Origin of the sequence: Allocatenococcus thiocycli, from assembly GCF_921292965.1 — a bacterium.
Classification (GTDB): Bacteria; Pseudomonadota; Gammaproteobacteria; order Enterobacterales; family Vibrionaceae; genus Vibrio; species Vibrio natriegens.
This window is the reverse complement of the sequence record NZ_CAKLCK010000041.1, coordinates 1-25,666: the sequence shown is the minus strand read 5'-3', so window position 1 is coordinate 25,666 and position 25,666 is coordinate 1. Positions and strand designations below refer to the sequence as shown.

Here is a 25,666-nt window from a genome sequence, read left to right as displayed (position 1 = left end):
GCCAATGTCCCACGCATAGACTAACTCTTGCTGTTAAGAATCTTAGCAGCTATATCATTGGTAATGGATAGACCTGGATGATCATCATCAAAGTAGAGTGGCACCTTATCTCTAACAGCGTAGCACTGACTCTCATCACAGAAGAAGTCTCTTATCTCAACGGGGTGTAATCCCGGTTTAAAAGTTGATTTAGACATAAAAGAATAAAACAATTGGTTTCGTTGTTCATAGTACGAGACTGTGACAGACGGAATATTCGTTAGGTCTTTTTTCTGCATGTATGCTTGGTCCACAAGGGTTTTTATACTAATCCCCATTTCTGGCACTGGCATAACTAAATACACTTCCTTTCCTTGTTCGAGAAGAGTATTTATTGTGAGTTTTAGTGATTGTAACACCTGCTCTCTTCTTTCATCTGAGTAGTTTTTGGGCAGCTCTGGGTAAGAATCTTCATTCCTACCGAACAAATGATCAGAATATCGGTATGCTACAACGACTTTCTTTATCTGATTCGAGGATGCCACAAAATCTACCACATCGTTTGTCCAGCGTGTACAGAGGCTAAAGCTTTCAGCTTGCTTATACGACGGGGGGCAATTGGACATTGTAAATTGGGTTAAGTCTTTATCTATCTTGTTTAACTGGTTCGTTAATGAGAACGCTAACTCTGAAGCGTGACTGTCACCAATAACAGCCCATTCAGGGTCTTTAGAAGAAAAAGTACAGGCATCCTTTGGTTGTTGCCCTGTATATTTAACGATATGACATTTGGCCCGGAATGGACTCATTTGTGCTTTTTTGCTTAACTTTTCATATAGCTCTACGAGTTCCGGTTCTAACGTGCCTCTTGTTGGAAAGCCCTTTTCTTCTGCTATGAACTTGGTAGTACCGACCAAAATTAGAATTATCCACAAAGGCTTACATTGAAGAAGTAGGCGTTTAGCGGAATGTATGTTTTTAGTGAATCGGATTTGTTCCACGGTATGGTAACTGAAGCCACCTAATAATAGACTCAGTGTGATTCCAACAAACAACCATAACGGAGTGGTTAAGTTTAGTTTGTAGAAAAGAACAACGACAGGCCAGTGCCATAAGTAGATCGAATACGAATATAAACCTATCTGTTGGACAACATAAGAGTCATTCACCCGGCTGTTCTGGTTTGCCCATAAAATAATGAGTGCACCGAGTGTGGGGAGCAGCGTTACCAAGCTTGGCCATACGTAATCCTTATTGATTACCAATGCCGAGCTCAAAACTAGCAGCCAACCTACATACACTGGGTAAGGTCTCCTCGGCTTGTAAAGAACCGCCCATGAACCTAAAAGCATCTCCCAAGCACGTGCTGAAAGCATAAAGTAGCCACTTGTATCACCACTAGATGATAAATATCCGCAGTAAAATAAACTGATTAGGAGTAATGTATTGATAGCGACTGCAAGGCGAGACCTCGAAAATAGCTTCAATACGATGCCAATGAAGATCGGGTAAAGTAAATAAAACTGCCATTCGATAGAAAGTGACCATGTGTGTAGCAACCACTTTTCTTTGGAGGCAGCAGCAAAGTATCCCGCTTCTCCTAAATAAACTTGGTTTGATAAGAACGTTAAACTGTATCTGGCATGTTTGGCTAGAGTCTCATACTCTTCTCCAGCAAAATAAAACCAGCCTAAGGCTAATAATGCGACGCAAAGGAATGCGAGCGCAGGTACAATGCGGTTTAACCGTGCTATGTAAAAATTGATTAATGATGATAGGGTTACTTCCTCTCTTTGGAGGATTATCGAGGTCATCAAAAAACCCGAAATGACAAAGAACACATCAACGCCAACAAATCCTCCGGGCGCCCAACTGGAATTAAAATGGTAAACGACAACTAAGATTACAGCTAATGCTCTTAGTGCATTGATATCTTTTCTAAACTGCATACTTTTGGACTTGGAACTATACTGAGGAGCTTTTACAGGTAGGTTTCTATGGTATATCCACGCCACCTAAGAGTAGATCATTACTCATGAGCTATTGACAAGGCACATAGTATAGGTGAAAACATCACTTGTTAATATGAGGCATGTGGAAACTGATGGAACAAAGTTGGTGTAACGTCTTGGAATCGAAAAAACTGTCTTTATTCTTGAACTTGCACCGATGATAAGACTCTGAATCCTTCATCTTGAAGTTACTTGGGTATATGAGTCCATTTAGAAAGTAATTGCGGTAATTACTCACTGCTCTACAATCTCCCCATCAGGTTTAGACAATAAATCAGTGTTTATGTTTTAGGTCGATGAGTTGCAGAACGTTTTGACGCTATGGCTTCCGTTTAACTAAAACAATAAACGACTGATTGACCTTCACGTTGGAAATTATTCAAATGAAGATATTAGTTACTGGCGGTGCAGGCTTTATAGGCTCTGCGGTTGTGCGTCATATCATCAATCATACTCAAGATTCTGTTGTTAATCTCGATAAGCTAACTTATGCCGGGAATTTGGAGTCTTTGACTGAAGTGTCTGATAATACGCGTTATGCGTTTGAACAGGTCGATATCTGTGATCGTGCTGAGCTTGATCGCGTATTTGAGCAACATCATCCAGACATGGTTATGCACCTGGCAGCTGAGTCCCATGTTGACCGCTCTATCGATGGCCCTGCTGCGTTTATTGAAACAAATATTGTTGGCACTTATGCGTTGCTAGAGTCAGCGCGTGCATACTGGAAGCAACTTGATTCACAGAAACAGGCAGCGTTCCGATTCCACCATATTTCGACTGATGAAGTTTATGGAGATTTAGACAGCACTGATGAGCTGTTTACAGAAGATACCTCTTATGCGCCATCTTCACCATATTCCGCATCTAAAGCTTCGAGTGACCACTTAGTAAGAGCGTGGCAACGCACTTATGGCTTTCCGACAATTATCACTAACTGCTCAAACAATTATGGTCCGTATCATTTTCCTGAAAAACTGATCCCATTAATGATTTTGAATGCGCTAAAAGGAAAACCGTTACCAGTGTATGGTGATGGCATGCAGATTCGCGATTGGTTATTTGTTGAAGACCATGCAAGAGCGCTATACAAAGTCGTGACAGAAGGCGGGATTGGTGAAACATACAATATTGGTGGGCACAACGAAAAAGCGAATATTGATGTCGTACAAACTATATGTGAATTGTTGGAAGAGTTGGTGCCAGAAAAACCGCTAGGTATTGCTCATTACCGAGATCTTATCACCTTCGTTAAAGACCGTCCGGGGCATGATGTTCGATACGCCATCGATGCTTCTAAGATTGAGCGCGACCTAGGTTGGACTCCGCAAGAAACCTTTGAAACAGGTCTGCGTAAAACCGTTATGTGGTATTTAGCTAATGAAAACTGGTGGCAGCGTGTTTTAGATGGTTCGTATAGCTTAGAACGCCTCGGTAACTAATTGAAAAAGGTCTGAAAATGAAAGGTATTGTTCTTGCGGGTGGTTCTGGGACTCGACTTTATCCAATTACACGTGGTGTATCAAAACAGTTATTACCAGTGTACGACAAGCCAATGGTTTACTACCCATTGTCTGTATTAATGTTGTCGGGAATTAAAGATATTTTGATTATCACGACTCCTGAAGACCAAGAGGGCTTCAAACGTTTACTTGGGGATGGTTCTGATTTTGGTATCTCCCTAACGTATGCGGTTCAAGAAAAGCCTGAAGGTTTAGCACAAGCTTTCATCATCGGTGAAGAGTTCATTGGTGACGATTCTGTTTGCTTAGTGTTGGGGGATAATATCTTTTATGGTCAAGGTTTTACTCCAATTCTAAAAAATGCAGCGAGCTCTTTAGAAGGGGCGACGGTATTTGGTTACCAAGTGAAAGACCCAGAGCGTTTTGGTGTTGTGGAATTTGACGACAACATGCGAGCCATTTCTATTGAAGAGAAGCCTAAGGTACCGAAATCAAATTATGCGGTTACAGGCTTGTACTTTTACGATAACGACGTCGTTGAGCTGGCAAAGCAAGTCCAGCCATCTGAGCGAGGTGAACTGGAGATCTCTACGCTGAATCAGATGTATCTGGACCGCGGCAAGCTAAACGTCAAACTACTCGGACGTGGTTTTGCCTGGTTAGACACAGGCACCCATGCCAGCTTGCATGAAGCTTCTTCCTTCGTAGAAACCATTGAGAATGTTCAGGGATTGAAGATCGCGTGTTTAGAAGAAATTGCGTTTAAGAACGGTTGGCTTGGCCAAGATCAGCTATTAGAACTAGCAAGTAAACTAGACAAAAACTCGTATGGTCAATATTTAAAAGCATTGGTGAAGTAGCAATGAAATTTGTCAACATCATGAACGATGATAAATTCACCGCCGACTATTTAGATTTTGTAGAAGAAAATCTAAATTTTGATGAGCATGTTTTTTTTATATTTCGCAGTCATCATAGGTTTCCAATAAAGATACATCCGAATGTTTATAGTTATAGTAAAAAAGAAAATAATTTTTTTGACTACCTAGTGTTCTTAAAGAAATTTATTCAGCATGGCAGTAAATCAAAAAAAATCATTCTTCATGGTTTGGTGAAGTTCAAAGTTGTTCAACTACTTTGGGTGTTTAGATTCCTTTTACCTAAGTGTCATTGGGCTATTTGGGGAGGAGACCTTTACCGTAGAGAAGAAAACTTACTGACGCGAAAAGGCAGATATCGAGAGTTTTTTAGAAAAAAAGTCATCAAAGATATGGGGTATATCATTACCAGTATTAAGGGTGACTATGAAAATGCAGTTAAATGGTATGGTACTAAGGCTCCACATTTACCTTATTTTATGTACCCAGCAAGCTTGTACCACGATGTAGATGTGCCTGAAAAAAAAGACGATAAAATAACTATATTAGTTGGTAATTCAGCCGATCCTTCAAACAATCATGAAGAAGTGTTTAATATCATTAAGCCTTATATTAATGACAAGGTGAGAGTGATTTGTCCATTGAATTATGGTGGAAAAACGCACGCCGATAAAATTACTAAACTTGGTTCGAAACTGTTTGGTACTTCATTTGAACCTATTCTAGATTATATGAAGTATGATGACTATATCTATTTGTTGTCTACTGTAGATATTGCTATTTTTAACCACAACAGGCAACAGGCAATGAGTAATATTAGGGTATTACTTGGACTAGGAAAAAAAGTATATTTAAGAAAAAGCACTTCTTCTTATCAAACTCTAACTGATATTGGTGCAAAAGTATCAGATATTAATGAATTCAACTTAGCGCTCTCTGAGGAAGAAAGTAATAGAAATGCTAATGCAATCAAAGCCTATTACTCAAAAGATAACCTTATCAAAAACTTGAATGAGATATTTAGCTAACTTGGTGAAATAAAAATGAAAAAAATTGCAATTCTTGGTATTGGTAATGCGCAAGTCGATGTATTAAGACTGCTAAATGAAAGTCGTAGCTATGAAGTTCATGCCTTAAGTTACTCAAATGATGGCAGAGGCTTAGATTATGTTGACCACTTCAGCTTAATTGACATTACCGATAAAGAGAAAGTTAAAAACTACTGTGCTGAGCATGAAATTGAAATCATCTACTCTGTCGGTTCTGATGTGGCAATGCCAACGGTGGCATATGTAAGTGAAGAGTTAGATCTTCCTCATTTTGTTTCTTACGAGACGGCTGTAAGCTGCAACAACAAAAATGTATTTCGCGAAAAGCTCAAGCATTGTTTCGGTTCCGTACCTTTTACTGTAATGGAAGACGAAGATACACAAGTGTATCTTCCATTTCCGTTGATTGTAAAACCAGTCGATAGTCAAGGGCAGCGTGGTGTTTCTACAGCCCAAAGTATTCAAGAACTCAAAGCCTCTTTTGCAAAAGCAATCACATACTCTAAATCCGGAAAAGTGATTGTTGAGAAGAAGATAGAAGGTGAAGAAATATCTGTAAATGCTTATGTCATTGACGGTGAATTGAAGTTCTTTCTTCCATCAGGTCGAGTATCTTGGGATATGTTTGATGGTGGCATCATCCATAAACATTTATTGCCTTCAACGCTATCTACTCAAGCTATAGAAAATGTCAGAAAACTGGTTGAAGAAACAACAAAAGCGCTCGAGATAAATAATGGTCCTGTTTATTTTCAAATAAAGATGGAACAAGATTCCCCATATTTAATTGAAGTTACTCCCAGATTGGATGGCTGCCATATGTGGAGACTGATAAGTCTTGCTTGTGGAGTTAATTTACTCGATCTTGCTGTTCAGCACCTTATGGGAGCGGACATAAACATCCCAGAAAGTTGGCCGGTCGATGACATGTGTTTAGAGTTTTTCTGTCAACCCCCTAAAGAGCAATTCTCTTTACCACTAGACCATGATAGCTATATCTACAAAGAGTTGTACTACAAGGTTGGCGATCAAGTTAAAGAGATGAATGGAAAAATGGAAAAGTGTGGATACTGCATTTTTCCTTTGAACGAAGCGTAAGTTCAAGGTGTAAACATGAGAGTCGTAGTTACAGGTGCAAATGGATTAATTGGGCGTCATTTTATTGAGCATTGCGCTGGTGATTATGAAATTACCGCACTAACGAGAAATAAAATTACACCGGAACAATGTCCGGACAAGGTTACTTGGGTCTCAACTGACTACAGCTATGATTCATTGATGAATATATGTAGAGGCATAGATGCGATATTGCATCTAGCATCTGTACGTCCTTATTCTACAGGTAGTTGTTACCTAGAAAACACAAAGCTAGACTATTTAGTCTATAAAGTAGCAGCAGATCTAGGTATCGACAATGTTACGTCTATATCCTCTCGAACCGTTTATGGAAATATGCCAATACCATGGAAGGAATCGGAAGAAGTTGCTCCTCTTAGTGATTACTCTTTATCTAAAGTTGTATCTGAAATTAACGCAAAATATTTTAATGAAAATTTTAATACGAAGATAAAAGTATTGCGTTTGGCTCAGGTTTTTTCTCATGATGAGTTTAATGGTGGGTTATTAAATGTTTTCTTTAACAATGCTAAAAATAATAAGCCTTTGGAAGTTAGTGTAAAAGGCGTCTCTAGAGAGTATATATATATAAAGGATGTGGTTTCATCATTATCTTCTTCTATTATGGATAAAGAAAAATCGGGAATATTTAATCTTGGGACTGGAGAAGTAAATAGTATTGAAGGTATTGCTGAAAATATATGTTTAGTATTTGGTAAGCCTTATTTGTTCTCTATTAAAGAAAACAGAAAAATAGTTGTGGAAAATTCTCTTATGGACTCTAGTAAGTTCTATGACACGTTTGACTGGAAGCCTGATTACAGTATAAAAATGGCGATAGAAGATATATATGTTAACTTTTATTGTGATTAAAATATGACAGTGGAAAAAATAAATAGTATTGTCCCAAACACATGTGCACTTTATCAAGGATCTCGTGTTCAAGCCTCGAAGTTAGGTGAACTATGCGTGGTTGGAAATTTTAGCCGAGTTGATTACTCACAGTTAGATAATAATGTAAGAATCGACAGAAATAATCATATTTACTCCAGCACTATAGGAAGACACAGCTACACAGGGATGGGGACTGTGGTTATGTGTGCGGATATCTCTGCGTTTTGTTCCATATCTTGGAACGTGTCGATTGGTGGCGCTGATCATGACTATACTAGAATGACTCAGCACTCTTTCCTGTACAATGGTGTGGATAACATTCGGCCAGATAACATGCCGATTGCATATGATCGATTTGTTGAGCAAGTTATTATTGGAAATGACGTATGGGTAGCTGCAGGCGCTGTTATTACGCGAGGAGTGACAATTGGTGATGGGGCGGTCATTGCTGCTAATGCCGTTGTGACGAAAGATGTTCCTCCCTATGCAATTGTCGCAGGATCACCAGCAAAAATTATAAAGTATCGATTTACGGATGACGTCATTAGTTTATTACTAGAGCTAAAATGGTGGAGTTGGTCTTTGGATAAAATAAAGGAGAATTATACTCTTCTAGCAGAAAAGCCTACTGTCACGTCTTTACAAAGTTTACTGAAGAAAGAAAAATGATCGAATTTAACCGCAAGCCTTATACCGGAAATGAAGATAAGTACATTACGGAAGTAATGAAAAAGCCGATTCTTTCTGGTGATGGTGAGTTTACTCAGAGGTGCCATCAGTGGTTCCAGAATCACCTTGGCTGTGCCAAAAGCCTGTTAACTCCGTCTTGTACGCATGCACTTGAGCTGGCTGCTCTTCTAATCGATGTCAAGCCAGGTGATGAGGTGATCATGCCTAGCTACACTTTCGTGAGTACGGCAAATGCTTTTGTTCTGAGAGGGGCTAAAATCGTTTTTGTTGATATTCGTCCCGATACGATGAATATTGACGAAACACTCATTGAGCAAGCCATTACAGATAGAACTGTCGCTATTGTTCCTGTTCATTATGCTGGTGTTGCTTGCGAAATGGACACCATAATGGGGATCGCTAAGAAACATAACTTATTTGTTATTGAAGATGCGGCTCAAGGTGTGATGTCTAGCTATAAAGGTCGCCCACTTGGCACTATTGGGGATATTGGTGCTTTTAGCTTCCATGATACGAAAAACTATACCAGCGGTGGTGAAGGTGGTCTGCTGATTGTTAATAATCCAGAGTTTGTCGAGCGTTCTGAAATATTGAGAGAAAAAGGCACCGACCGTAGTAAGTTTAAACGAGGCATAGTAGATAAGTACACTTGGGTTGATTTGGGTAGCAGTATGTTACCTAGTGAGCTTCAAGCGGCTTATTTATGGGGACAACTTGAAGCTGCCGATAGGATCAACGATAACCGTTTAGCATCTTGGGAAAGGTATCGTCGTTTGCTATCTGATTTTGCCAATGCAGGAAAAATATCTCTACCGACGATTCCTGGCGAATGCACGCATAATGCGCATATGTTCTATGTTAAGCTGTCAAACCTTGAAGAGCGAACCAAGTTTATCAGCTTCTTAAAAGACAGAGGCATTGCTAGTGTCTTTCATTATGTACCACTGCATAGTGCTCCAGCAGGAGAGTGTTTCAGCCGGTTTGCAGGTGTAGATAATTACACAACTAAAGAAAGTGAAAGATTGGTGAGATTGCCATTGTGGTATGGTCTTGAAGAGCAGAAAGTGGATGCTGTCGTCAGTGCAATAGAAGAGTTTTTCTCATCTAACAACTAATACCGAAGTTTATTTGTTTGAAGAAAAGCGGCTTAACGCCGTTTTTCTTTTTGGTATCAACGGTTGATAAAGCTAACGGTACGGAGGAGTGCGCCGCGGTTATCGTTAACGATACGTGCGCCGATGGTTTGATAATGCTCTATCTGTTCTGGATACTGAAATAGTTGATTTATCATTTTCGCTAATTCGGTTTCCTCAGAGACAACAAGTAACCCATTTAGAGCAATAAACTTATCTACGATTTCTGCGAAATTAAAGTAACTAGGGCCGGTGATCACTGGTACCCCCAAAGCCGCTGGCTCCAACACATTGTGTCCACCAACTTTATCACCAACTAAACTTCCGCCCATAAAGCAAACATCAGCTGCGCCGATTAAAATCAACATCTCACCCATGGTATCGCCGAGGTAAACTTGAGTTGACTCAGCTACCTCTGACTGTGATGTACGACGAATGGTTTCAAAGCCTTGACCCTGACAAAGTTCAAAGACGCTATCAAAACGCTCCGGATGGCGAGGGACTAGGATTAGTAAGGCCTTTGGATTTGATTTAAGCACTTGCTTGTGAGCCTCTAATACCTGCTCGTCTTCGCCCTTATGAGTGCTTGCCGCTATCCAGACAGGTCTGTGTTCGCCAAGAGCAGAACGTAATTCTTTTCCTTTTGCTTTCACACTGTCTGAAATTTGGATATCGAACTTAATTGAACCTGTCACGAATAGTTTATTGCTATCGACGCCTAAGCGCGAAAAACGCTCAGCATCCGATTCGGTTTGGCACAACACCTGAGTAAGTTTTGGATGCAAAAGGTTAAACAAAGTCTGCACTTTGGCGTAGTTGCGGCATGACTTTTCAGACAAGCGTGCATTAACGACAGTGATTGGAATTCCGGCTTTGTGTACCGTATTTAGGGTATTTGGCCAGAGTTCGGTTTCAATAATCAGCATTTGCTTTGGATTTGTGGCTTTCAAGAAACCTTTTACCGCAAAACTAAAGTCAATCGGCGTGTAGCGGTGTTCAACTAAATCACCTAATTTTGCCACTTGCTCAGCCCCGGTGCTGGTTGTCGTGGTAACCAGAATCGTCTGCCCAGGATTTTGCTTTTTTAACGCTTTTATTAGTGGTGCCGCAGCGATGCTTTCTCCGACCGATACGGCATGGATCCATATTGGGCGTTGATCAGTATTGAGCTTTGGTGTGATACCGAAATGCTCTTTCCAGCGCGAACCAAATTTAGGCTTGTTTGGCTTGCTCTTGTACAAACCAAACAAAAGAATTGGCGACACTAGTGCTAGCAGTAATGTATATATTAGACGAATTAACATGAGCTAATGGTAATGGCTTCGAGCTTTTGGATACTGTGCAGTACTTGTTTTGGAGACAGTTCCGTTAAACACTTAAGGTGGTTAAACTGGCATTCACGTTGAAAACATGGGCGACAATCAATATCGGTATGTACGATCTCGACTTTCTCCGCAAGTGGCGGCGTGTATTTTGGCGATGTCGAACCATATACTGCGACGACATTACAACCAACCGCGGCTGCCACGTGCATTAAGCCTGAGTCATTTGCTACGACGGTTTTACACGCAGCCAATAAATCAACGGCTTCGATCAAACTGGTTTGTCCGGCTAGAACATGAATATGTTGATGGAACTGTGGTGGAACGAGCGCCCGAATGCCATTGCAAGTCTCTAGATCTTTTTGCGAACCGAACAACCAGATCTGATGGCCTTCTTTACACATCTGTGTGGCCACTTCCGCATAATGGGTTTCTGGCCACTTCTTCGCCGGGCCAAATTCTGCACCTGGACACAAGCCAATAATCGAACGTTCTTGATTCAGATTGAACTTCTGGATAGTGGCTTGTTGCTCTTCTGTATTGATAGCAAGGCGAGGGCGAGGCAGCGTCTCTAATCCACCTAGTGATGATGAGTCCACCATCTCCGATTTTGGATAAGCTAAAGCCACATAACGCTCCACCATGTATTGGAACGATTTCATGTTTGGACGAATATCATTCAGCAAGCCATAGCGCATTTCGCCTTTCCAGCCGGTGCGAAGAGGAATGTTAGCAAACCAAGGTATCAGTGCCGACTTAGCCGATTTTGGTAGGATGTAAGCGTGGTCATATTTCTTCTCACGTAGTGTCTTACCAATTTCACGGCGACCCAGAAGGTTAAACTCACCATGACCAATCGGCATTTGTATCGCTTGGTTTACCTCGGGCATGCGCTCTAAGATTGGTTTACACCATCCGGGAGCAATCACATCAATTTCGCTTTCAGGGTTCAGTTGCTTTAAAACGATATATAAGGATTGCGACATCACCATATCGCCAACCCAAGAAGGACCAATAATTAGAATTTTGTTTTTCGACATGTTGATATCACTTCTCTTTAATAAAGCCATGCTCACGCATTTCACTGTATGGATTGCTGCCATCCGCCTGAGTACGCAGTAGACGCAGGGTCCACATGTATTGCTCTGGGTTTTTCGTCACAAAGTACTCAACAGCTTCATTGAGTGAGCGAGCATCGTCGCTATCGGTTTCCTGAAGCGTCAGCGCTGGCATGAACTCAATACTAAAGCGACCAGTTTCCGGATCGAGTGAAGCAAAAGTCGGGATTACTTTGGACTTTGACAGCCTTGCCAGTTTTGTCAGACCTGGCAGTGTCGCTTTGGTTGTAGCAAAGAAATCCACAAACTCACTGAGTTCAGCACCATGATCCTGGTCCGGAAGGTAGTAACCTAAGTAACCTTCTTTAATTGATTTTATGAAGGGTTTAATCCCTCCAGAGCGCTCATACACGCGGCCGCCATATTGCACACGCTGACGGTGCATTAACCAGTCTGTTACTGGGTTTTTTTGCCTTTTCGCCATTGCAGAAACGGGTAAGCCTTTTGAAGCAAGCAGCACCGCAGGTATGTCAATTGACCAAGAGTGTGGCACTAATAACATCACTTTTTGATCTTGTGCTGTAAGGTCGAACAACTGTTCTGGGTTCACAAAATCACACTTTGACTGAAGCCATTCTGGTGATCGTAAAGAGACTAGGCCAAACCTAAGTGTAAATACGCCTGCGGTATAAAGGGTCTTGTAAACCAGCTGGTCGCGCTCTTGTTCACTTAGATGAGGGAAACACAGCGCTAAGTTTGTCTTTACGTTATTGACTGAGTTGGCTTTAGATTTAACTAAACGTGATGCCAGCATCTTTGCCAGCCACTGGTGAAAAGCGAGGGGCAGCAATGCGATAAGGACGGAGCTAAAAACAGCGAGCCAAGTTCCCCAATATTTAGGCTTGAGAAAGGAGTACTCAAACTCAGGGTTATAGGCTTTGGGATCGAAATCATCACGTTTATTGGTCATGGGGAGTCTAGTTACCTATATGTAGGAGGACGAGTGATTTAAATGCAGATAAAGGAAATGATACAGGCTATTGAGACTGAGTAAAGGTGGCAGGTCATAATCACCGCCACCTCATAATTGCGAACAAAGATACTTAGCGGTTTTGGATGGCCAGGTATTCTGCCACACCTTCAGCAACCGTCTTGAACTCTACGTCGCAACCTGCTGCGCGTAGTTTAGTTAGATCGGCTTGTGTAAACTCCTGATAAGCGCCTTTTAGGTGCTCTGGGAAAGGAATCGTTTCGATTTCACCTTTGCCGTGGTGCGTGATAACTGCTTTTGCAATCTCTTCAAATGACTCTGCGCGACCTGTGCCACAGTTAAAGATGCCTGATACGCCATTTTCCAGGAACCACAGGTTTACTTTGCATACATCGCCGACGTAAACGAAATCACGTTTAAAGGTCTCGCTACCTGCGAACAGTTTCGGGTTTTCACCTGCATTTAGCTGGTTATTTAGGTGGAAGGCAACGGATGCCATGCTGCCTTTATGATCTTCACGAGGGCCGTAGACATTGAAGTAACGGAAGCCCGTGATTTGAGACAGGGTCTCACCGTGCTCTTCAGCATCTTGCCATAGGCGACGAACGTAGTTATCAAATTGTTGCTTCGAGTAACCGTAGACGTTAAGTGCACCTTCGTATTCACGTTCTTCAACAAAGGTATCTGTCTCACCGTATGTTGCTGCAGAAGGGCCTATTGGGGCGGGGTAGTCAAAATAGGTCAAATCAAGCAATTACAAGCAGTTAGTGAAAATTTACTGTCTCAAAATGAATAAAAACTGTCTCAAGCTCATCCGAAGTCTGAGATGAAATGTAGAAAAAATGCACGATTTAAGATGAAGAATTCTACAGACACTTCTCTAAAAACCGCTTCTATTTAACAAAATGGGCATGCGGCAATAAACACAGACAAAAAAATCAATAAGAAAACGCTGGCTGCAAACGTTGGGTTTGATAACGCCAGTACGTTTTCAGTCTGGTCTTGTGTTGGTAAATATAAACCATTATATGCCCCTTACGTCCAGGGGATTTAGGTTGTCTAGGAAAATATGAATGACTAAAAAGAAAATCCTTACGGTTTTTGGCACTCGCCCAGAAGCTATAAAAATGGCCCCTCTTGTTCACGCATTAGCAGCAGATGATCGCTTTGAAGCAAAATGCTGCGTAACTGCTCAGCACAGAGAAATGCTAGACCAGGTACTCGAGCTATTCGAGATCACGCCGGACTACGATCTGAATTTGATGAAAGCGGGTCAAACGCTCAATGATGTGACAGCTCGAATAGTACAAGAGCTAAAGCCTGTCCTTCAAGAATTTCAGCCAGATGTCGTTTTGGTTCATGGAGATACGGCGACGACTTTTGCTGCTAGCTTAGCCGCATATTACGAACAAATTGAAGTTGGTCACGTGGAAGCAGGCCTTCGCACGGGTAACATATACTCGCCATGGCCGGAAGAAGCAAATCGTCGTCTGACAGGTGTACTCACCAACTATCATTTCGCCCCAACTGAAACTTCCAAAGAAAACCTTCTGCGCGAAAACTTCACGCCAGAAGACATTTTTGTTACGGGTAATACGGTTATTGATGCTCTGCTAATGGTGAAAGATAAGATCGACACTAATCAAGATTTGAATGCGACATTAGCGGCGCAATTTCCATTCTTGGATGAAAGCAAGAAACTAATCTTGGTAACAGGGCATCGCAGAGAGAGCTTTGGTGGTGGCTTTGAGCGTATTTGCGAGGCATTAGCTCAAACGGCGAAACAACACCCAAATGTACAAATTCTTTATCCAATGCACTTGAACCCTAATGTTCGCGAACCAGTTCACCGAATTTTAGGAGATGTTGAAAATGTGTTGTTAATTGAACCGCAACAATACCTTCCATTTATCTACTTAATGAGTCGTTCCCATATCATCCTAACGGACTCTGGTGGTATCCAAGAAGAAGCGCCATCTCTTGGTAAACCAGTACTCGTTATGCGTGATACAACAGAACGTCCTGAAGCTGTTGCCGCAGGTACAGTGAAATTAGTTGGTACTAGCGTACAAAAAATCACGTCCAGTCTCGATTCACTATTAAATGACAAAGAAGCATACAAAGAGATGAGTTTTGCGCACAACCCCTACGGTGATGGCAAAGCCTGTGAAAGAATTTTAAACGAATTAGTAAACTAAGTTTAGGAAAAATTATGTCATTTGAAACGATTTCAGTTGTTGGTCTTGGTTATATTGGTTTGCCAACTGCGGCCATGTTTGCTTCCCGTAAGAAAAAAGTGATAGGGGTTGATGTAAATCAGCATGCGGTGGATACCATTAATAAAGGCGAAATACATATTGTTGAGCCTGATTTAGACATGTTAGTTAGCGCGGCTGTGCAACAGGGTTATCTTGAAGCGACTACTGCCCCGAAGTCTGCAGATGCTTTTTTAATTGCTGTACCTACACCGTTTAAACCATGTAACGAAGGTGATATTCCTGAGCCGGATTTAAGCTATATCCACAGCGCGGCTAAAGCCATTGCACCCGTGTTAAAAAAAGGCGACTTAGTTATTCTAGAGTCAACCTCACCAGTCGGGGCAACTGAGCAATTGTCAGAATGGTTAGCTGAATACCGTGATGACTTATCATTTCCACAACAAGTGGGAGAAATAGCCGATATTAACGTTGCTCACTGCCCAGAGCGAGTGTTACCAGGTAAAGTCGTTACCGAGTTAGTTCAAAATGACCGTGTCATTGGCGGTATGACAAAGCGTTGTTCAGAGCGTTCTGTTGAGTTGTACAAAACTTTCGTCATGGGGGAGTGCGTGATTACTAACGCAAGAACTGCGGAAATGGCGAAATTAACTGAAAACAGCTCTCGTGATGTTCAAATCGCTTTTGCTAACGAGCTTTCTATTATCTGTGATGAATTAGATATTGATGTGTGGGAATTAATCGCCTTGGCTAACCGCCATCCCCGCGTGAATATTTTACAACCAGGTCCAGGTGTAGGTGGTCACTGTATAGCTGTTGACCCATGGTTCATTGTATCGAAGACACCAAAGCAAGCGAAAATTATTCACACTGCACGTAAAGTAAATGACTACAAGCCAGAGTGGGTTATCGAAAAAGTTAAAATTGCGATTGCTGATTTCTTGCAAGCTAATCCAAGTAAAACTGCGAAAGATGTAACCATCACTTGTTATGGATTAGCATTTAAGCCGGATATCGACGATTTACGTGAAAGCCCTGCACTATCAATCGCGAGAACAATTGCAATTCAGCACTCATCTGAAGTTCTGGCTGTTGAACCAAATATCAAATCTTTGAACGAAGAAAATATACGTTTAGTAACTCTTGATGAATCACTGAGTAAGACTGATATCCATGTGATGTTGGTGGATCATAATCAAGGCTTTGTTGCGTAATTCAGACGAGAAACCAAACCTCCTAAAGTTGAGCGACTTTTATACAATATACTGAGTTTCAGGCATACCAAGCCCTGTAAGTTTGTTCAGTGCTTTGATCATGGCGTAAGTCTCGCCAACCTGAGCGTTGTAATTTCTTAGACTTAATTTCCCACCTAGCAACTGTTTTACTCGGTACATTGCGGTCTCTGACAGAGAGCGCTTATGATAGCCATACCGCTTTTTCCACTTCTTGTTGGAGCCGTAGAGCTTCTGGCAACCTACCGCTAAGTTACGAGGATGCCCTTGTTCCCAGAAGGCTGCTCCTTCTCTTGGCGGGATGAGCGGAACAGCTCGCTTGATCCGTATGGCATCATGGCAATTCCTTGTGTCATAAGCGCCATCGCCTGATATCTCAATGATTTTACGACGTGTTTGCTTGAGTAAGTTGGGGAGCACTTCGGCATCAGTGACGTTAGATAAGCTCAGCTCTGCTGCGACTATTTCGTGGGTGCTTGTATCTACCGCGATATGCAGCTTACGCCAGACTCTTCGCTTCCCATCAGTTCCATGCTTCTTGACCTTCCATTCACCTTCGCCATAAACCTTGAGGCCAGTGGCATCAATGGCCAGATGTTGTATTGCTCCTCTGGTTTTGGTTTTAAATGAAACTTCAACTTCCTTAGCTCGGCGGCTTATACAGGTGTAGTGCGGGCAAACAAGCGGGATGTTAGCCAGCTTAAATACGGAGTCTAGAAAACCTTGCAGCGCTCTCAAGGGCATAGAGAAAACGCGTTTCACCATCAGTGCGGTAGTAATGGCTAAGTCGCTGAATCGGCGAGGTCTACCACGCTTGCCTTGTTTGTTTTGCTTCCACTCAGCTATCGCTTCCTCATCAATCCAAAAGGTCAGAGAACCACGGTTGATTAAGGATTTATTGTACTGCTTCCAGTTAGTTGTTTTGTAACGAGGTTTAGGCATGAGGCTACGACGATTGATGGGCGTAGCCGCTCAGATCGTAGTTTCTTGATTTAGTTCCATCGAATTACGCAACAAAGCCTCTGGACACACCTCCCTTTCTATCTTACGAAGTTGATTTACAATGATTCTTCTTGTATTTAATTGTGCTGGGCTATTTTTTACACTATGAAAATGAATTTCGTTAGAAATAATGCTATTTCCTATCAAACTTCTAACTTTATCATTTACTACAACATGATATTGATCACCTTCAGATAACTTGCTAATTTCTTGGATAAAAGAAATCCCTACCTGAACGCCACCTCCAACAGAAAGATTTGAAAGATTGATTAAAACTATCATATTATTAATTCTCGAACAGACTTTATAAACAAACTTGCAACGTTCGATGGGGCTATATTTTTATAAATTTTTAATGAATACTTTCCATGCTCATCAATCAAATTGGGATTATCGATATAAGACTGCATTGCAATACGAAGTTGTTCAACACTTCCAGAGTCGATTATATACCCATTAACACCGCTTTCTACTAAGTGCTCGCTAGCTCCTGCTTCTCTAGTTGATATAATAGGCTTTCCTAAAGAAGTTGCCTCATTTAAAACAGCTCCCCAACCGTCGAACAGTGTCGGTAATATGAACACATCAGAGTTACTAATTACTTGGTTGATAAACTTGGATTGAATAACACCATCGAAATCTACTTGCTCTAACACACCAAGTTTCTTCGCTAAATCTTTATACCTTCCGCTTGAGTAGTCCTTACCAACGAGTCTAAGTTTTATTTTAGATTCTCTATGTTCAAGTTGAGAAAATGCTCTTAGAAGTAATGATATACCTTTTCTCTTCTCCAAACTCCCAACATACAAAAACTCAATAAATTCTTTCTTTGATAAAAAATCAGGTGGCGCATTATGAGATAAAGGATCTAGTGCGTAAGGGACCACTCTAATCTTAGTGGGTCTTACTCCCCAACGATAGAAATCTTTTTTAGCTGAATTTCCAATAGCAAAAGCACCTATTGCATTACGATTTATCGATTGCCCATAAGAATAATAACCCTTATAGAAGAAGAATAGCGGCTTGAGTATTTTTGTTAAAATGGGGTTGAATCCAAGTATACGTGAAAAGTTAACCCCAGACTTTTCACTCCAATGTATCCATTTCACGTTATTTGAACAAAGTTTGTTAACAAGGTTCTTGGTAAAATCAGAAGATAAACCAGGTACTACATGTATTCGTTCTTTCCAATCTACTATCAATGAATCAATCGAATTTAATTCAAAAATATCATATTCCCATTCTAGATTTGTATTTTTATCCCAACCTAATTTTATTCTCTTCTCTGTAATAGAATTGTAATAACAGACACGCAAGTCGATACCATCTGTATTATGAATTTCTCTGAATAAAGCGCTTTGATGATGAGAAGGCATGTTCATCCATATACATAATTTCATAAGGGCGCCCTTTTAAAAATAACATTATTAGAACTACTGTCACTAATAGCATAGTTCAATGTAAAAAATACAAACCACCACACTATATAATTTGAAATATTAACCAAAATAGCTGAGGGTTCGAATAATGTAGGAATCAAACCACACAGAATCATTAACTTACCGACAAAGTTAACTTCAGAGAGAAAAATTCGACTACCTAAAAAGTACACAAAAATCATCACGAACATGAAGCTATATTGAACTGCAAATCCAATCCAAACATTATGTATTTCTATCGGTTCCATACCCAAAGAAATAAATCGAGGAATAAAACCATGATAACCCATAGGCAATAAATAATTTTCAGCTAATAGAGACATAGAAACAATATATTGATGAATTCTTCCGGCAGATATATCTCCAGAATCATGATTTACTCTTATAAGTTCATCAACACCGTTAACTAAAACAATATTAGATATAGAAAAAACACCACAAAAAATAAAAGAAGAATAAAAAATAGGGTTATTTTTAAAATTGAATAATACAAATATTGAAATTGCCAGCATTGATGCAAGCAATCCACCACGGCCGCCACTCAAATATTGGGTATAAATAGTCACAACTATACTTAAAATAACACCTATAAAAATAGTCTTATTGTGCTTGCAAAGTGTTAAATAATATAAATTAGCGACTACAAACATGGCTAAACCGCCGGACCAACCAGTTCTAAGAGAACCAAAACCTGAAAACTCTATAGTTCCAATGCCATACGGAGAAATAATTGTCATGCCAATGATGTTACTAATGACAATAATCAAACATGAAATAAATATAATGACATTCATGTAAATAAATATTTTATTAATGTTAAATTTTTCATTTTCTATTGCATGACAAAAAACCACGGAAATGAAAAAAATATAAACTTGTGGATATATGAGCTTAATTAATGTTGATAATTCTAAAACGTGATCATAACTTGAAATAAGTTTTAGAGAAGTAAGTAGTAAGCAAATAATTAAAACTTCTTTACTAATCCTCACATTCAGTTTAGTAACACTGACAAAGATGAGACAAAATAAAAGAACCAGTTTAATAAGCATAAATGCACTAGGACCAATACCGAAAAACCAATAAAATGGTCCTAGAGAAAGCGTAAAGGCTAATAAAACATTCATTGTCAGTTTCTATTTTTAATTTTCTTTAATAGCGAGACATTTCCATATTCTGGCCTATTATTCTCATCAAAGTAAAAATCAAGTTCCGTATTTTTGGTTTTCTTGTAAACGCTTCTTCCTTTATAAGAACCAATAATATAACTTTTAAACAATATGGATGACGTAAAAAAACCAAAAACCTTAATGCATGAATATAAATAACCAATTAGATATCTAAAAGAATAAATAACTGCATATTGAAAAGGAAGGTGCTTGAATATAACCCTAGTATAATTGAATAGCCATCGATATCTTCGCTCCAGCCCATCAGTATCATTTCTCACTTTACAATAGTGATTTACTTCAACATCTTTAGCGAAAATTAATTTAAATCCGGCTTTACGACAACGAATAGAGTAGTCTAACTCTTCACCACCGAAAGTGCATTTTTCGTCTAATAAACCAATACTTTTCACAAGTTCTTTATTTATTAAATGGCCGGCACCATGGAAGTTTGAAAGCTTCTTGTGGTCCAGAATACTATCACTAACTGATAACTTACTGTTCATATCAATAACGTTCAAACCAATTAATCCAATCGATTTATTATCTATTTGATTTAAAAACTCAATTAATCTAGCGAACGCATCTTTGCTCAGTATAGAATCATCATCAAGGATCAAGACCCAATCGTTCTGAGATTCTAGGATTCCTATATTACGGCCTTTAGCGACGCCATAGTTAGAATCATTGTAAATTAATCTAACGTTCGACTGCCACCTTTCCTCATCTAATTTTACTCTTGTAGAATCAGTCGAGTTATTATCTACGACTAAAATTTCGATGTTTATCTCCGGATTTTTTGAGGCTATCAAATCCAAATTTTCAAGGTTACTTATTATGATGTCATCTCTATTATAACTCAGAACAACAATCGAAATTCCTAACTTAGGCATATCATTTATCTCTATGGTATTGATCATTTTGAATGTCCTTTATCTTCTTTGCAGGCACTCCGGCATATACAGAAAAAGGCTCAGTATCGTTAGTCACAATTGAACCTGCTCCTATAACAGAGCCTTCTGCAATCGTAACACCTTGAATTATTATTGAACCTGCACCAATCCATACGTTATCTTTAATAATAATTGGCTTCGTAAACAACTCTCGCGTTATTGAAAGACTATGCGACGCAGTTTCAAAAGAAACATTTGGGCCAACCAACACCTTTGAACCGATAATCACACGACTATCAAAAACTCCAAACCTTGTATTGAAGTTTAAATAAGTATCGTTGCCTATCTCGACCATTTCAGTTGCGTCGGGTCTTATCTCTATTGGACCTGTTATTATACTATTCCGACCAATACTTATCCCGGCAGTTCTATAAAAAACACACCTAAATCTATTAAAAGCGCCAAATCTAGGGATTTTATTTCCTATACACAAACCAAAGTATTTATAGGAGGTTTTCACGTACCATCTTAGTGTATTAAAGTACTTCAAATTCAAATCCCTACCTTATAGTCTTAAAATATATTCGGACTGTATAAATAAATAAATATATATTTGTTCCAGCCGTAAATATAAAGATAACACTTGCCGCACCAACTACTCCATAATGAGCACTCAAATATGGTAAGGCACAAAGAGATAAAATTGAGAAAAAAAGTACTGCATTTTTTACAACTCTTTCATATCCAGTTAGATTTAAAACAGTCCATACAATACCAACCGATATATTTATAAACTGACCATAGAGTACGATCAGAAATGGTAACTTACCTTCGCTATAATCTTCACCAAAAAAATTTAAAATGTTTGTACTAAAATAGGTACACAATATGACTACTGGTATAGAAATATACAAAATTATTTTTGTAGAATCTATATAAAGTTTAAAAACTCCAGGCATATCATTTTTTGATTTCAATAATCCTATTTTAGGGGCATAAACTATACTGATGGTAGATAAAATAAACGAAAGTAAAAACACCACTTTGTTAGAAACAGAGAGAATTGCAATATCAGAGTTTTCTAAGTATTTCGACATTATAATAACAAGACCTGACGTAGTTATCGCAGTCATTATACTTGTTATCCAAAAGGCGCTAAGGCCATTATAATCTTCCCTTTTGTACGACAACTTGATGTTTTTTATGTTACTCGATAAGCAAAAATAACCAGCAATGATTAACGTTCCGATAACAGAAATACAATAGAACTTTATAGCTTCAGAAACTTCTCTAATGTTAAAAACCAAGAAACTGATGATTAATATTAGTGGTACAGATACACTACTTATAAATATGAATATATTCACACGGTTTCTACCCTGAAGATAGACTCCGATTAGTCTAGAAAATATTAAACAAATTATTGAAATATATAGATAATTTTTGTAAGTAATTAGATTTTCATTTGCCAGACTTAAGACGACCTGACCTGTTACTAATTCAGAAAGTAAAAAAACCAAATAAACAATCAATATAATAGCTAAACTTGACAACAAAAAGCCGATCTTTTCTGACTGTTTTTCACCCGACGCTCTGGATGAGTTTTTCAAAATAATATTGACTAACCCTAAAGAAAATATAACAACACCAAATTCTACTACCGCAACGTAAGCATAGTATAAACCAGCATCATTTATACCCAACTTCCGGTTTAAAACAATATTAAAAATAAACCCTACTGCTGCTGCAAAAACCCTAAAACTGGCAATACGCATTATTTTGATTATTGAATTCATCAAGATTCAAAATCCGTAATGTCTGATCTAGATGTCCATTGTTTATAGTATCTAGAGTTCTTTTTATAGCTGTTATCAATAGTTTTATTTGGTATTGAAAGTAAGCAGGAATAAATATGTCCATGTAATCTCGATGTTATTACATTTTTATAATTAAGAAAGAATTTTTTTGTTTTCCATAATTTGAAATCACTGTATTTCTTCCAAACTTTTGAAAGAATTTTTGCTCTCAGAGGTGATTTACAGTAGGGTGCGACTGTCCTGCATAACTTCAACATAAATCTGTCAAAATAACTATAATAGTTCATCCAATCAACAGCTCTATCTGTCATATATCGAAAGTTTGTTTCGGATGCCTCATAGTCTCTTCTTATAAAAAACAGTTCGTCATTTCCTTTTTTATAAGAAATATGACTTTCCCAAGAATAGTGAGCCATATCAGGTAATAAGAGTGTGTTACGATTTATTTTTGAAAAATAATTATAACTGTACTCATCTCTTCCACACAAAAACAAGTTTTTCTTACTTTGGTAAAGCTCAATGGTTTTTGAACTATTGTCTTGAGATTTAAAATCAACAGATTGAGGTAGAACGATTACCTTTCCTTCAAACTTCTTAACTAATTCATCTCGCACGTGTTGGTGTGTTCGGTAGGTATCACCAAAGTTACCACCACCTTGGCAGATTATGACACAGTCTGAAAAGTATTCATTTATTACATTGATATCGAAATTCAAGTCTGAGTATCTAGCAACTATATTAATATTATTTTTCTCAAAAAAATCTTCTGTTCCTTGCCAGATGATTAGATCACCTATATTTAAATATATTGGATAATCAACAAAAACGACTTTATCTTTATTTTCCAGTAGGTTTAAAATATCGTCCAACTTTTCTTTCAATTCGTCCATAACGATTTGGTGTTTCATAAATTCAAGAATTCCAAGTTTATTTTAATAACAAACACATAATTTTATATTTAAATTAATCATTAGTAGCGTTTCAATCATTTTACTATTTTATCGCTTAAAAGAAACAAGCGAGTAATTAAATGTAAATAATCTATAAATTGGCTAAATGGCGAGAGTGAGATAACACAAACCAGTGGGAATCCAAAAATGAGCAATTGGTATGCCACAAACCCTTTAAATATTGACAAGTACGTGAACTTTCCTAAGGACAATGTTTTTACAATTGTCATTCATATTAACTGATACTTCGATTAATATATAAACCTGTAACAGCCCACTTTTTTATTATACTTTAAAGAAGGCAATAAATAAAAGCTTTATAAAAACCGTCCCATAATCAATATATTATTTATTGTAAAATCAGTTCATTTCGGAACTAAAATTGATAAATACAATCACTAACCATTATAATTAACACTTTTATAAATTAGTTACCAAATGCCCTTAGTATCAATAACAAATGCATCATTCAACTTTATTTTCTTGAATTGATTATGTAGCTTGTTGCTCAAGAGCAGGTCGCTCTGGGCCATCACCGAGTAAACAGAACTGTATGGGCAGGCTGGATTCTTCGAGTTTTTTTGCCGCAGAAATGGTGATATCAAACCCTTTATGTTTAAGCATATTCGCGGCCTGAATGACCAAAAACTTGCCCGGAAATCTTTGTTTAATTGATTGAACGGTTTTCTCGTCAATCGGATATTGGACAGGAGAGCTCGGGATTTTGTGTGTCTGTAAAGCGGGATAGGCATCATTAACACGCTGAACAATCTCGGTACTTAAGCCGACCACTGCTTCTGCTTTAGAATAGGCCAGGTTCGCTAACCATTTCTTTTTTAAAGCGTTGTCGATACGGCGAGTGACAATATATGATGTGCCATACAGCATGTGCTGAATCAAAGCCCAGTAAATGGCTCTGCCTTCATGTACATGGACCAATGCACAATGTTGAGTTATCGACTTTGCATGAGCTTTAGTAAAGTGCGTCGCGAGCACCAGCTTTACGTCCAGTTGACGGACGGCATCAGCGAAAGGGCTTTTAGGATTGGCGACAACAGTGAGGTCATAGCCTAACTTAACTTGCTGTTTGATAAGCTGAAGCGTCTGGTTTTCACCACCGTGGTACCCTGACGCTAAATTCACGTGGCAGATATTCATGCTTTGACTTGCTCGCATTGAAGGTTATTTAGAACGTTATCCAGCATGGCAATGACGGACTCACTGGTAATTCTTTCCATCGCTTTTTCGTCTTGCACTCTGGTACGCCAGTCGACCTGAGAAGGCAGTTTTTGAGTCTCCGCCCACAGCGCGTCGTTGTACGCTGAAACGACCAACGAGCGATAGTTATAAGGCCCGGTACGTTCTGGATTATGATGTGCATAGAGCCCAATAACAGGAGTGCTCATGGCATTGGCCATATGTGTTGGTCCGGTGTCTGGCGCTATCACAACATCGGCTTTATCGAGCAATGCCAGCATTTGAAGCAGTGAGCTTTGGCCAATAAGGTTGGTGACAGGCGTATCAAGTGCTTGTTCAATATCACGACCAAGGTCTTTTTCAACTTGCGCAGGACTTCCGGCAAGAATGACATTCAGATTGTTCGCCATGGCATGATGAATCACGTCTGCATACCCCGCAGCCGTCCAATTCTTGTAGGCCTTACTCGCACCAGGAACAATCACTACGTTTGTTTTGTCGTTGGAAAGGTGTTTAGTCGCCCAGCTTCGTGCGTCATCATTATATTCCAGCGACCATGATGGGGTGAATTCAGGCACACCAAGCTCAATCGCAAACTGGCGTAAGCCATCTAAAACATGATTGGACTCAGGAGAGGGGACCTTGACGTTAGTGAACAAGCGTTGACCGTCTTGACTCCTCTTGGCATCAAACCCAAGCTTGTATTTGGCTTTGATCCCCATCGTCAGTAGGCTGGCTCTGATGGCATACTGCATGTGCAACAAAGCATCAAAGCGTGTGCCTTTAAGTAGCTTCCAAACCCTTAGATATTCGGAAAAGCCATTCTTTTTGTTAAACACCACTACGTTGATATTTGGAATTGATTCAAGTAACTCAGCCTCCAGTTTTCCGGTGATCCAGGTGATCTCCGTAGTTGGCCAGTGCTTTTGTATAGCTTGCACAACTGCGATGGTGTTGCAAACGTCACCAATCGCAGAGAGTCTAAGGATACAGATTTTCTGTGGTGGTTTATTAAAAGGGCTCATGACTATGAAGAGGTTTGTTATTTATCTATGAATTATGCAGTTGCATCTACAGAATGTATACCCAAATAACCCTGAGTTGCGTGATTTGGCGAGATAGGAGCCATGATCGACTATGCAACAATTTTAATTTTTAGTGGTCCA

The 25,666-nt window shown here is 39.3% G+C and carries 22 protein-coding genes and 2 pseudogenes; 9 read left to right on the top strand and 15 right to left on the bottom strand.

Annotation, left to right across the window (positions count from 1 at the left end; all coding sequences use genetic code 11):
• Positions 1–20: 20 nt before the first annotated feature.
• On the bottom strand, positions 21–1,928 hold the full coding sequence (locus L9Q40_RS16465) for an acyltransferase family protein (protein ID WP_498793976.1): 1,908 nt from the start codon (positions 1,926–1,928) through the stop codon (positions 21–23).
• Positions 1,929–2,374: 446 nt separating this feature from the next.
• Here L9Q40_RS16465 and rffG point away from each other — a divergent pair, with 446 nt between their 5' ends.
• From rffG to rffA, 7 genes are read left to right on the top strand one after another with little or no spacing between them, the layout of a single operon-like run.
• Positions 2,375–3,433, top strand: a complete 1,059-nt coding sequence (rffG, locus tag L9Q40_RS16460) for a dTDP-glucose 4,6-dehydratase (protein WP_498793975.1) — start codon at positions 2,375–2,377, stop codon at positions 3,431–3,433.
• A gap of 17 nt (positions 3,434–3,450) precedes the next feature.
• The gene (gene rfbA / locus L9Q40_RS16455; protein ID WP_264903326.1) at positions 3,451–4,314 is read left to right on the top strand and encodes a glucose-1-phosphate thymidylyltransferase RfbA; all 864 of its coding nucleotides are present in this window, start codon (positions 3,451–3,453) and stop codon (positions 4,312–4,314) included.
• Between the two features lie 2 nt (positions 4,315–4,316).
• The gene (locus L9Q40_RS16450) at positions 4,317–5,360 is read left to right on the top strand and encodes a TDP-N-acetylfucosamine:lipid II N-acetylfucosaminyltransferase family protein (protein ID WP_498793974.1); all 1,044 of its coding nucleotides are present in this window, start codon (positions 4,317–4,319) and stop codon (positions 5,358–5,360) included.
• Between the two features lie 15 nt (positions 5,361–5,375).
• On the top strand, positions 5,376–6,479 hold the full coding sequence (locus tag L9Q40_RS16445) for an ATP-grasp domain-containing protein (protein ID WP_498793973.1): 1,104 nt from the start codon (positions 5,376–5,378) through the stop codon (positions 6,477–6,479).
• 15 nt (positions 6,480–6,494) lie between these two features.
• Positions 6,495–7,370: an NAD-dependent epimerase/dehydratase family protein gene (locus L9Q40_RS16440; protein ID WP_498793971.1), complete on the top strand. Its 876-nt coding sequence runs from the start codon at positions 6,495–6,497 to the stop codon at positions 7,368–7,370.
• Between the two features lie 3 nt (positions 7,371–7,373).
• Positions 7,374–8,060, top strand: a complete 687-nt coding sequence (locus L9Q40_RS16435) for a CatB-related O-acetyltransferase (protein WP_498793970.1) — start codon at positions 7,374–7,376, stop codon at positions 8,058–8,060.
• Entirely contained in the window at positions 8,057–9,196 is a 1,140-nt protein-coding gene (gene rffA / locus L9Q40_RS16430) for a dTDP-4-amino-4,6-dideoxygalactose transaminase (protein WP_498793969.1), read from the top strand. The genes L9Q40_RS16435 and rffA overlap by 4 nt, the downstream gene beginning before the upstream one ends.
• 56 nt (positions 9,197–9,252) lie before the next feature.
• Here the strand turns inward: rffA and waaA are convergent, their stop codons facing one another.
• The 4 genes and pseudogenes from waaA to L9Q40_RS16410 all read right to left on the bottom strand — a co-directional run.
• The gene (gene waaA / locus L9Q40_RS16425) at positions 9,253–10,518 is read right to left on the bottom strand and encodes a lipid IV(A) 3-deoxy-D-manno-octulosonic acid transferase (protein ID WP_498793968.1); all 1,266 of its coding nucleotides are present in this window, start codon (positions 10,516–10,518) and stop codon (positions 9,253–9,255) included.
• The gene (gene waaF, locus L9Q40_RS16420; protein WP_319553539.1) at positions 10,512–11,576 is read right to left on the bottom strand and encodes a lipopolysaccharide heptosyltransferase II; all 1,065 of its coding nucleotides are present in this window, start codon (positions 11,574–11,576) and stop codon (positions 10,512–10,514) included. The genes waaA and waaF overlap by 7 nt, the downstream gene beginning before the upstream one ends.
• A gap of 7 nt (positions 11,577–11,583) precedes the next feature.
• Positions 11,584–12,564 (bottom strand): lauroyl-Kdo(2)-lipid IV(A) myristoyltransferase, encoded by a 981-nt coding sequence (gene lpxM, locus L9Q40_RS16415; protein ID WP_264903319.1) that lies wholly within the window; start codon positions 12,562–12,564, stop codon positions 11,584–11,586.
• Positions 12,565–12,697: 133 nt separating this feature from the next.
• Positions 12,698–13,297: pseudogene (locus tag L9Q40_RS16410) on the bottom strand (NAD-dependent epimerase/dehydratase family protein); the annotation flags it as partial.
• Between the two features lie 361 nt (positions 13,298–13,658).
• On the opposite strand from L9Q40_RS16410, the gene wecB reads away from it, so the two are divergent.
• Together wecB and wecC are read left to right on the top strand one after the other, a co-directional pair.
• The gene (gene wecB / locus L9Q40_RS16405) at positions 13,659–14,783 is read left to right on the top strand and encodes a non-hydrolyzing UDP-N-acetylglucosamine 2-epimerase (protein WP_498793967.1); all 1,125 of its coding nucleotides are present in this window, start codon (positions 13,659–13,661) and stop codon (positions 14,781–14,783) included.
• 14 nt (positions 14,784–14,797) lie between these two features.
• Entirely contained in the window at positions 14,798–16,015 is a 1,218-nt protein-coding gene (gene wecC / locus L9Q40_RS16400; protein WP_498793966.1) for a UDP-N-acetyl-D-mannosamine dehydrogenase, read from the top strand.
• Positions 16,016–16,054: 39 nt separating this feature from the next.
• On the opposite strand, the gene L9Q40_RS16395 is transcribed toward wecC, so the two are convergent.
• The 10 genes and pseudogenes from L9Q40_RS16395 to L9Q40_RS16350 all read right to left on the bottom strand — a co-directional run bounded on the left by L9Q40_RS16395 (position 16,055) and on the right by L9Q40_RS16350 (position 25,525).
• On the bottom strand, positions 16,055–16,975 hold the full coding sequence (locus tag L9Q40_RS16395; protein WP_010446562.1) for an IS5-like element ISVa2 family transposase: 921 nt from the start codon (positions 16,973–16,975) through the stop codon (positions 16,055–16,057).
• Between the two features lie 30 nt (positions 16,976–17,005).
• Positions 17,006–17,317, bottom strand: a complete 312-nt coding sequence (locus L9Q40_RS16390; protein ID WP_498793965.1) for a hypothetical protein — start codon at positions 17,315–17,317, stop codon at positions 17,006–17,008.
• Positions 17,314–18,411 carry a glycosyltransferase family 4 protein gene (locus L9Q40_RS16385; RefSeq protein ID WP_498793964.1) on the bottom strand — a complete coding sequence of 366 codons (1,098 nt, stop codon included), beginning with the start codon at positions 18,409–18,411 and terminating at the stop codon, positions 17,314–17,316. Before L9Q40_RS16385 ends, L9Q40_RS16390 begins: the two co-directional genes overlap by 4 nt.
• A gap of 20 nt (positions 18,412–18,431) precedes the next feature.
• Positions 18,432–19,601: a hypothetical protein gene (locus tag L9Q40_RS16380; RefSeq protein WP_498793962.1), complete on the bottom strand. Its 1,170-nt coding sequence runs from the start codon at positions 19,599–19,601 to the stop codon at positions 18,432–18,434.
• 2 nt (positions 19,602–19,603) lie between these two features.
• A complete protein-coding gene (locus L9Q40_RS16375; RefSeq protein ID WP_498793961.1) occupies positions 19,604–20,563 on the bottom strand; it encodes a glycosyltransferase family 2 protein in 960 nt (319 codons plus the stop codon).
• The gene (locus L9Q40_RS16370) at positions 20,538–21,056 is read right to left on the bottom strand and encodes an acyltransferase (RefSeq protein WP_498793960.1); all 519 of its coding nucleotides are present in this window, start codon (positions 21,054–21,056) and stop codon (positions 20,538–20,540) included. Before L9Q40_RS16370 ends, L9Q40_RS16375 begins: the two co-directional genes overlap by 26 nt.
• A gap of 40 nt (positions 21,057–21,096) precedes the next feature.
• A complete protein-coding gene (locus L9Q40_RS16365; RefSeq protein ID WP_498793959.1) occupies positions 21,097–22,332 on the bottom strand; it encodes a lipopolysaccharide biosynthesis protein in 1,236 nt (411 codons plus the stop codon).
• Entirely contained in the window at positions 22,332–23,261 is a 930-nt protein-coding gene (locus tag L9Q40_RS16360; RefSeq protein ID WP_498793958.1) for a polysaccharide pyruvyl transferase family protein, read from the bottom strand. Before L9Q40_RS16360 ends, L9Q40_RS16365 begins: the two co-directional genes overlap by 1 nt.
• 540 nt (positions 23,262–23,801) lie before the next feature.
• A pseudogene (locus L9Q40_RS16355) lies at positions 23,802–24,461 on the bottom strand (glycosyltransferase family protein); the annotation flags it as partial.
• Positions 24,458–25,525, bottom strand: coding sequence for a glycosyltransferase family 9 protein (locus L9Q40_RS16350; RefSeq protein ID WP_498793957.1), 1,068 nt, complete (start codon positions 25,523–25,525; stop codon positions 24,458–24,460). The gene L9Q40_RS16350 and the pseudogene L9Q40_RS16355, both read right to left, overlap by 4 nt.
• Positions 25,526–25,666: the final 141 nt, after the last annotated feature.

What these genes read in the sequence shown, in the direction of transcription:
- wecC (WP_498793966.1), top strand. Translation starts at nt 14,798, where the DNA reads ATGTCATTTGAAACGATTTCAGTTGTTGGTCTTGGTTATATTGGTTTG.
- rffA (WP_498793969.1), top strand. Translation starts at nt 8,057, where the DNA reads ATGATCGAATTTAACCGCAAGCCTTATACCGGAAATGAAGATAAGTAC.
- rfbA (WP_264903326.1), top strand. Translation starts at nt 3,451, where the DNA reads ATGAAAGGTATTGTTCTTGCGGGTGGTTCTGGGACTCGACTTTATCCA.
- waaA (WP_498793968.1), bottom strand. Translation starts at nt 10,518, where the DNA reads ATGTTAATTCGTCTAATATATACATTACTGCTAGCACTAGTGTCGCCA.
- L9Q40_RS16375 (WP_498793961.1), bottom strand. Translation starts at nt 20,563, where the DNA reads ATGATCAATACCATAGAGATAAATGATATGCCTAAGTTAGGAATTTCG.
- L9Q40_RS16380 (WP_498793962.1), bottom strand. Translation starts at nt 19,601, where the DNA reads ATGAATGTTTTATTAGCCTTTACGCTTTCTCTAGGACCATTTTATTGG.
- wecB (WP_498793967.1), top strand. Translation starts at nt 13,659, where the DNA reads ATGACTAAAAAGAAAATCCTTACGGTTTTTGGCACTCGCCCAGAAGCT.
- L9Q40_RS16435 (WP_498793970.1), top strand. Translation starts at nt 7,374, where the DNA reads ATGACAGTGGAAAAAATAAATAGTATTGTCCCAAACACATGTGCACTT.
- L9Q40_RS16350 (WP_498793957.1), bottom strand. Translation starts at nt 25,525, where the DNA reads ATGAGCCCTTTTAATAAACCACCACAGAAAATCTGTATCCTTAGACTC.
- L9Q40_RS16390 (WP_498793965.1), bottom strand. Translation starts at nt 17,317, where the DNA reads ATGATAGTTTTAATCAATCTTTCAAATCTTTCTGTTGGAGGTGGCGTT.
- rffG (WP_498793975.1), top strand. Translation starts at nt 2,375, where the DNA reads ATGAAGATATTAGTTACTGGCGGTGCAGGCTTTATAGGCTCTGCGGTT.
- waaF (WP_319553539.1), bottom strand. Translation starts at nt 11,576, where the DNA reads ATGTCGAAAAACAAAATTCTAATTATTGGTCCTTCTTGGGTTGGCGAT.
- L9Q40_RS16395 (WP_010446562.1), bottom strand. Translation starts at nt 16,975, where the DNA reads ATGCCTAAACCTCGTTACAAAACAACTAACTGGAAGCAGTACAATAAA.
- L9Q40_RS16385 (WP_498793964.1), bottom strand. Translation starts at nt 18,411, where the DNA reads ATGCCTTCTCATCATCAAAGCGCTTTATTCAGAGAAATTCATAATACA.
- L9Q40_RS16465 (WP_498793976.1), bottom strand. Translation starts at nt 1,928, where the DNA reads ATGCAGTTTAGAAAAGATATCAATGCACTAAGAGCATTAGCTGTAATC.
- L9Q40_RS16440 (WP_498793971.1), top strand. Translation starts at nt 6,495, where the DNA reads ATGAGAGTCGTAGTTACAGGTGCAAATGGATTAATTGGGCGTCATTTT.
- L9Q40_RS16365 (WP_498793959.1), bottom strand. Translation starts at nt 22,332, where the DNA reads ATGAATTCAATAATCAAAATAATGCGTATTGCCAGTTTTAGGGTTTTT.
- L9Q40_RS16445 (WP_498793973.1), top strand. Translation starts at nt 5,376, where the DNA reads ATGAAAAAAATTGCAATTCTTGGTATTGGTAATGCGCAAGTCGATGTA.
- L9Q40_RS16450 (WP_498793974.1), top strand. Translation starts at nt 4,317, where the DNA reads ATGAAATTTGTCAACATCATGAACGATGATAAATTCACCGCCGACTAT.
- lpxM (WP_264903319.1), bottom strand. Translation starts at nt 12,564, where the DNA reads ATGACCAATAAACGTGATGATTTCGATCCCAAAGCCTATAACCCTGAG.
- L9Q40_RS16360 (WP_498793958.1), bottom strand. Translation starts at nt 23,261, where the DNA reads ATGAAACACCAAATCGTTATGGACGAATTGAAAGAAAAGTTGGACGAT.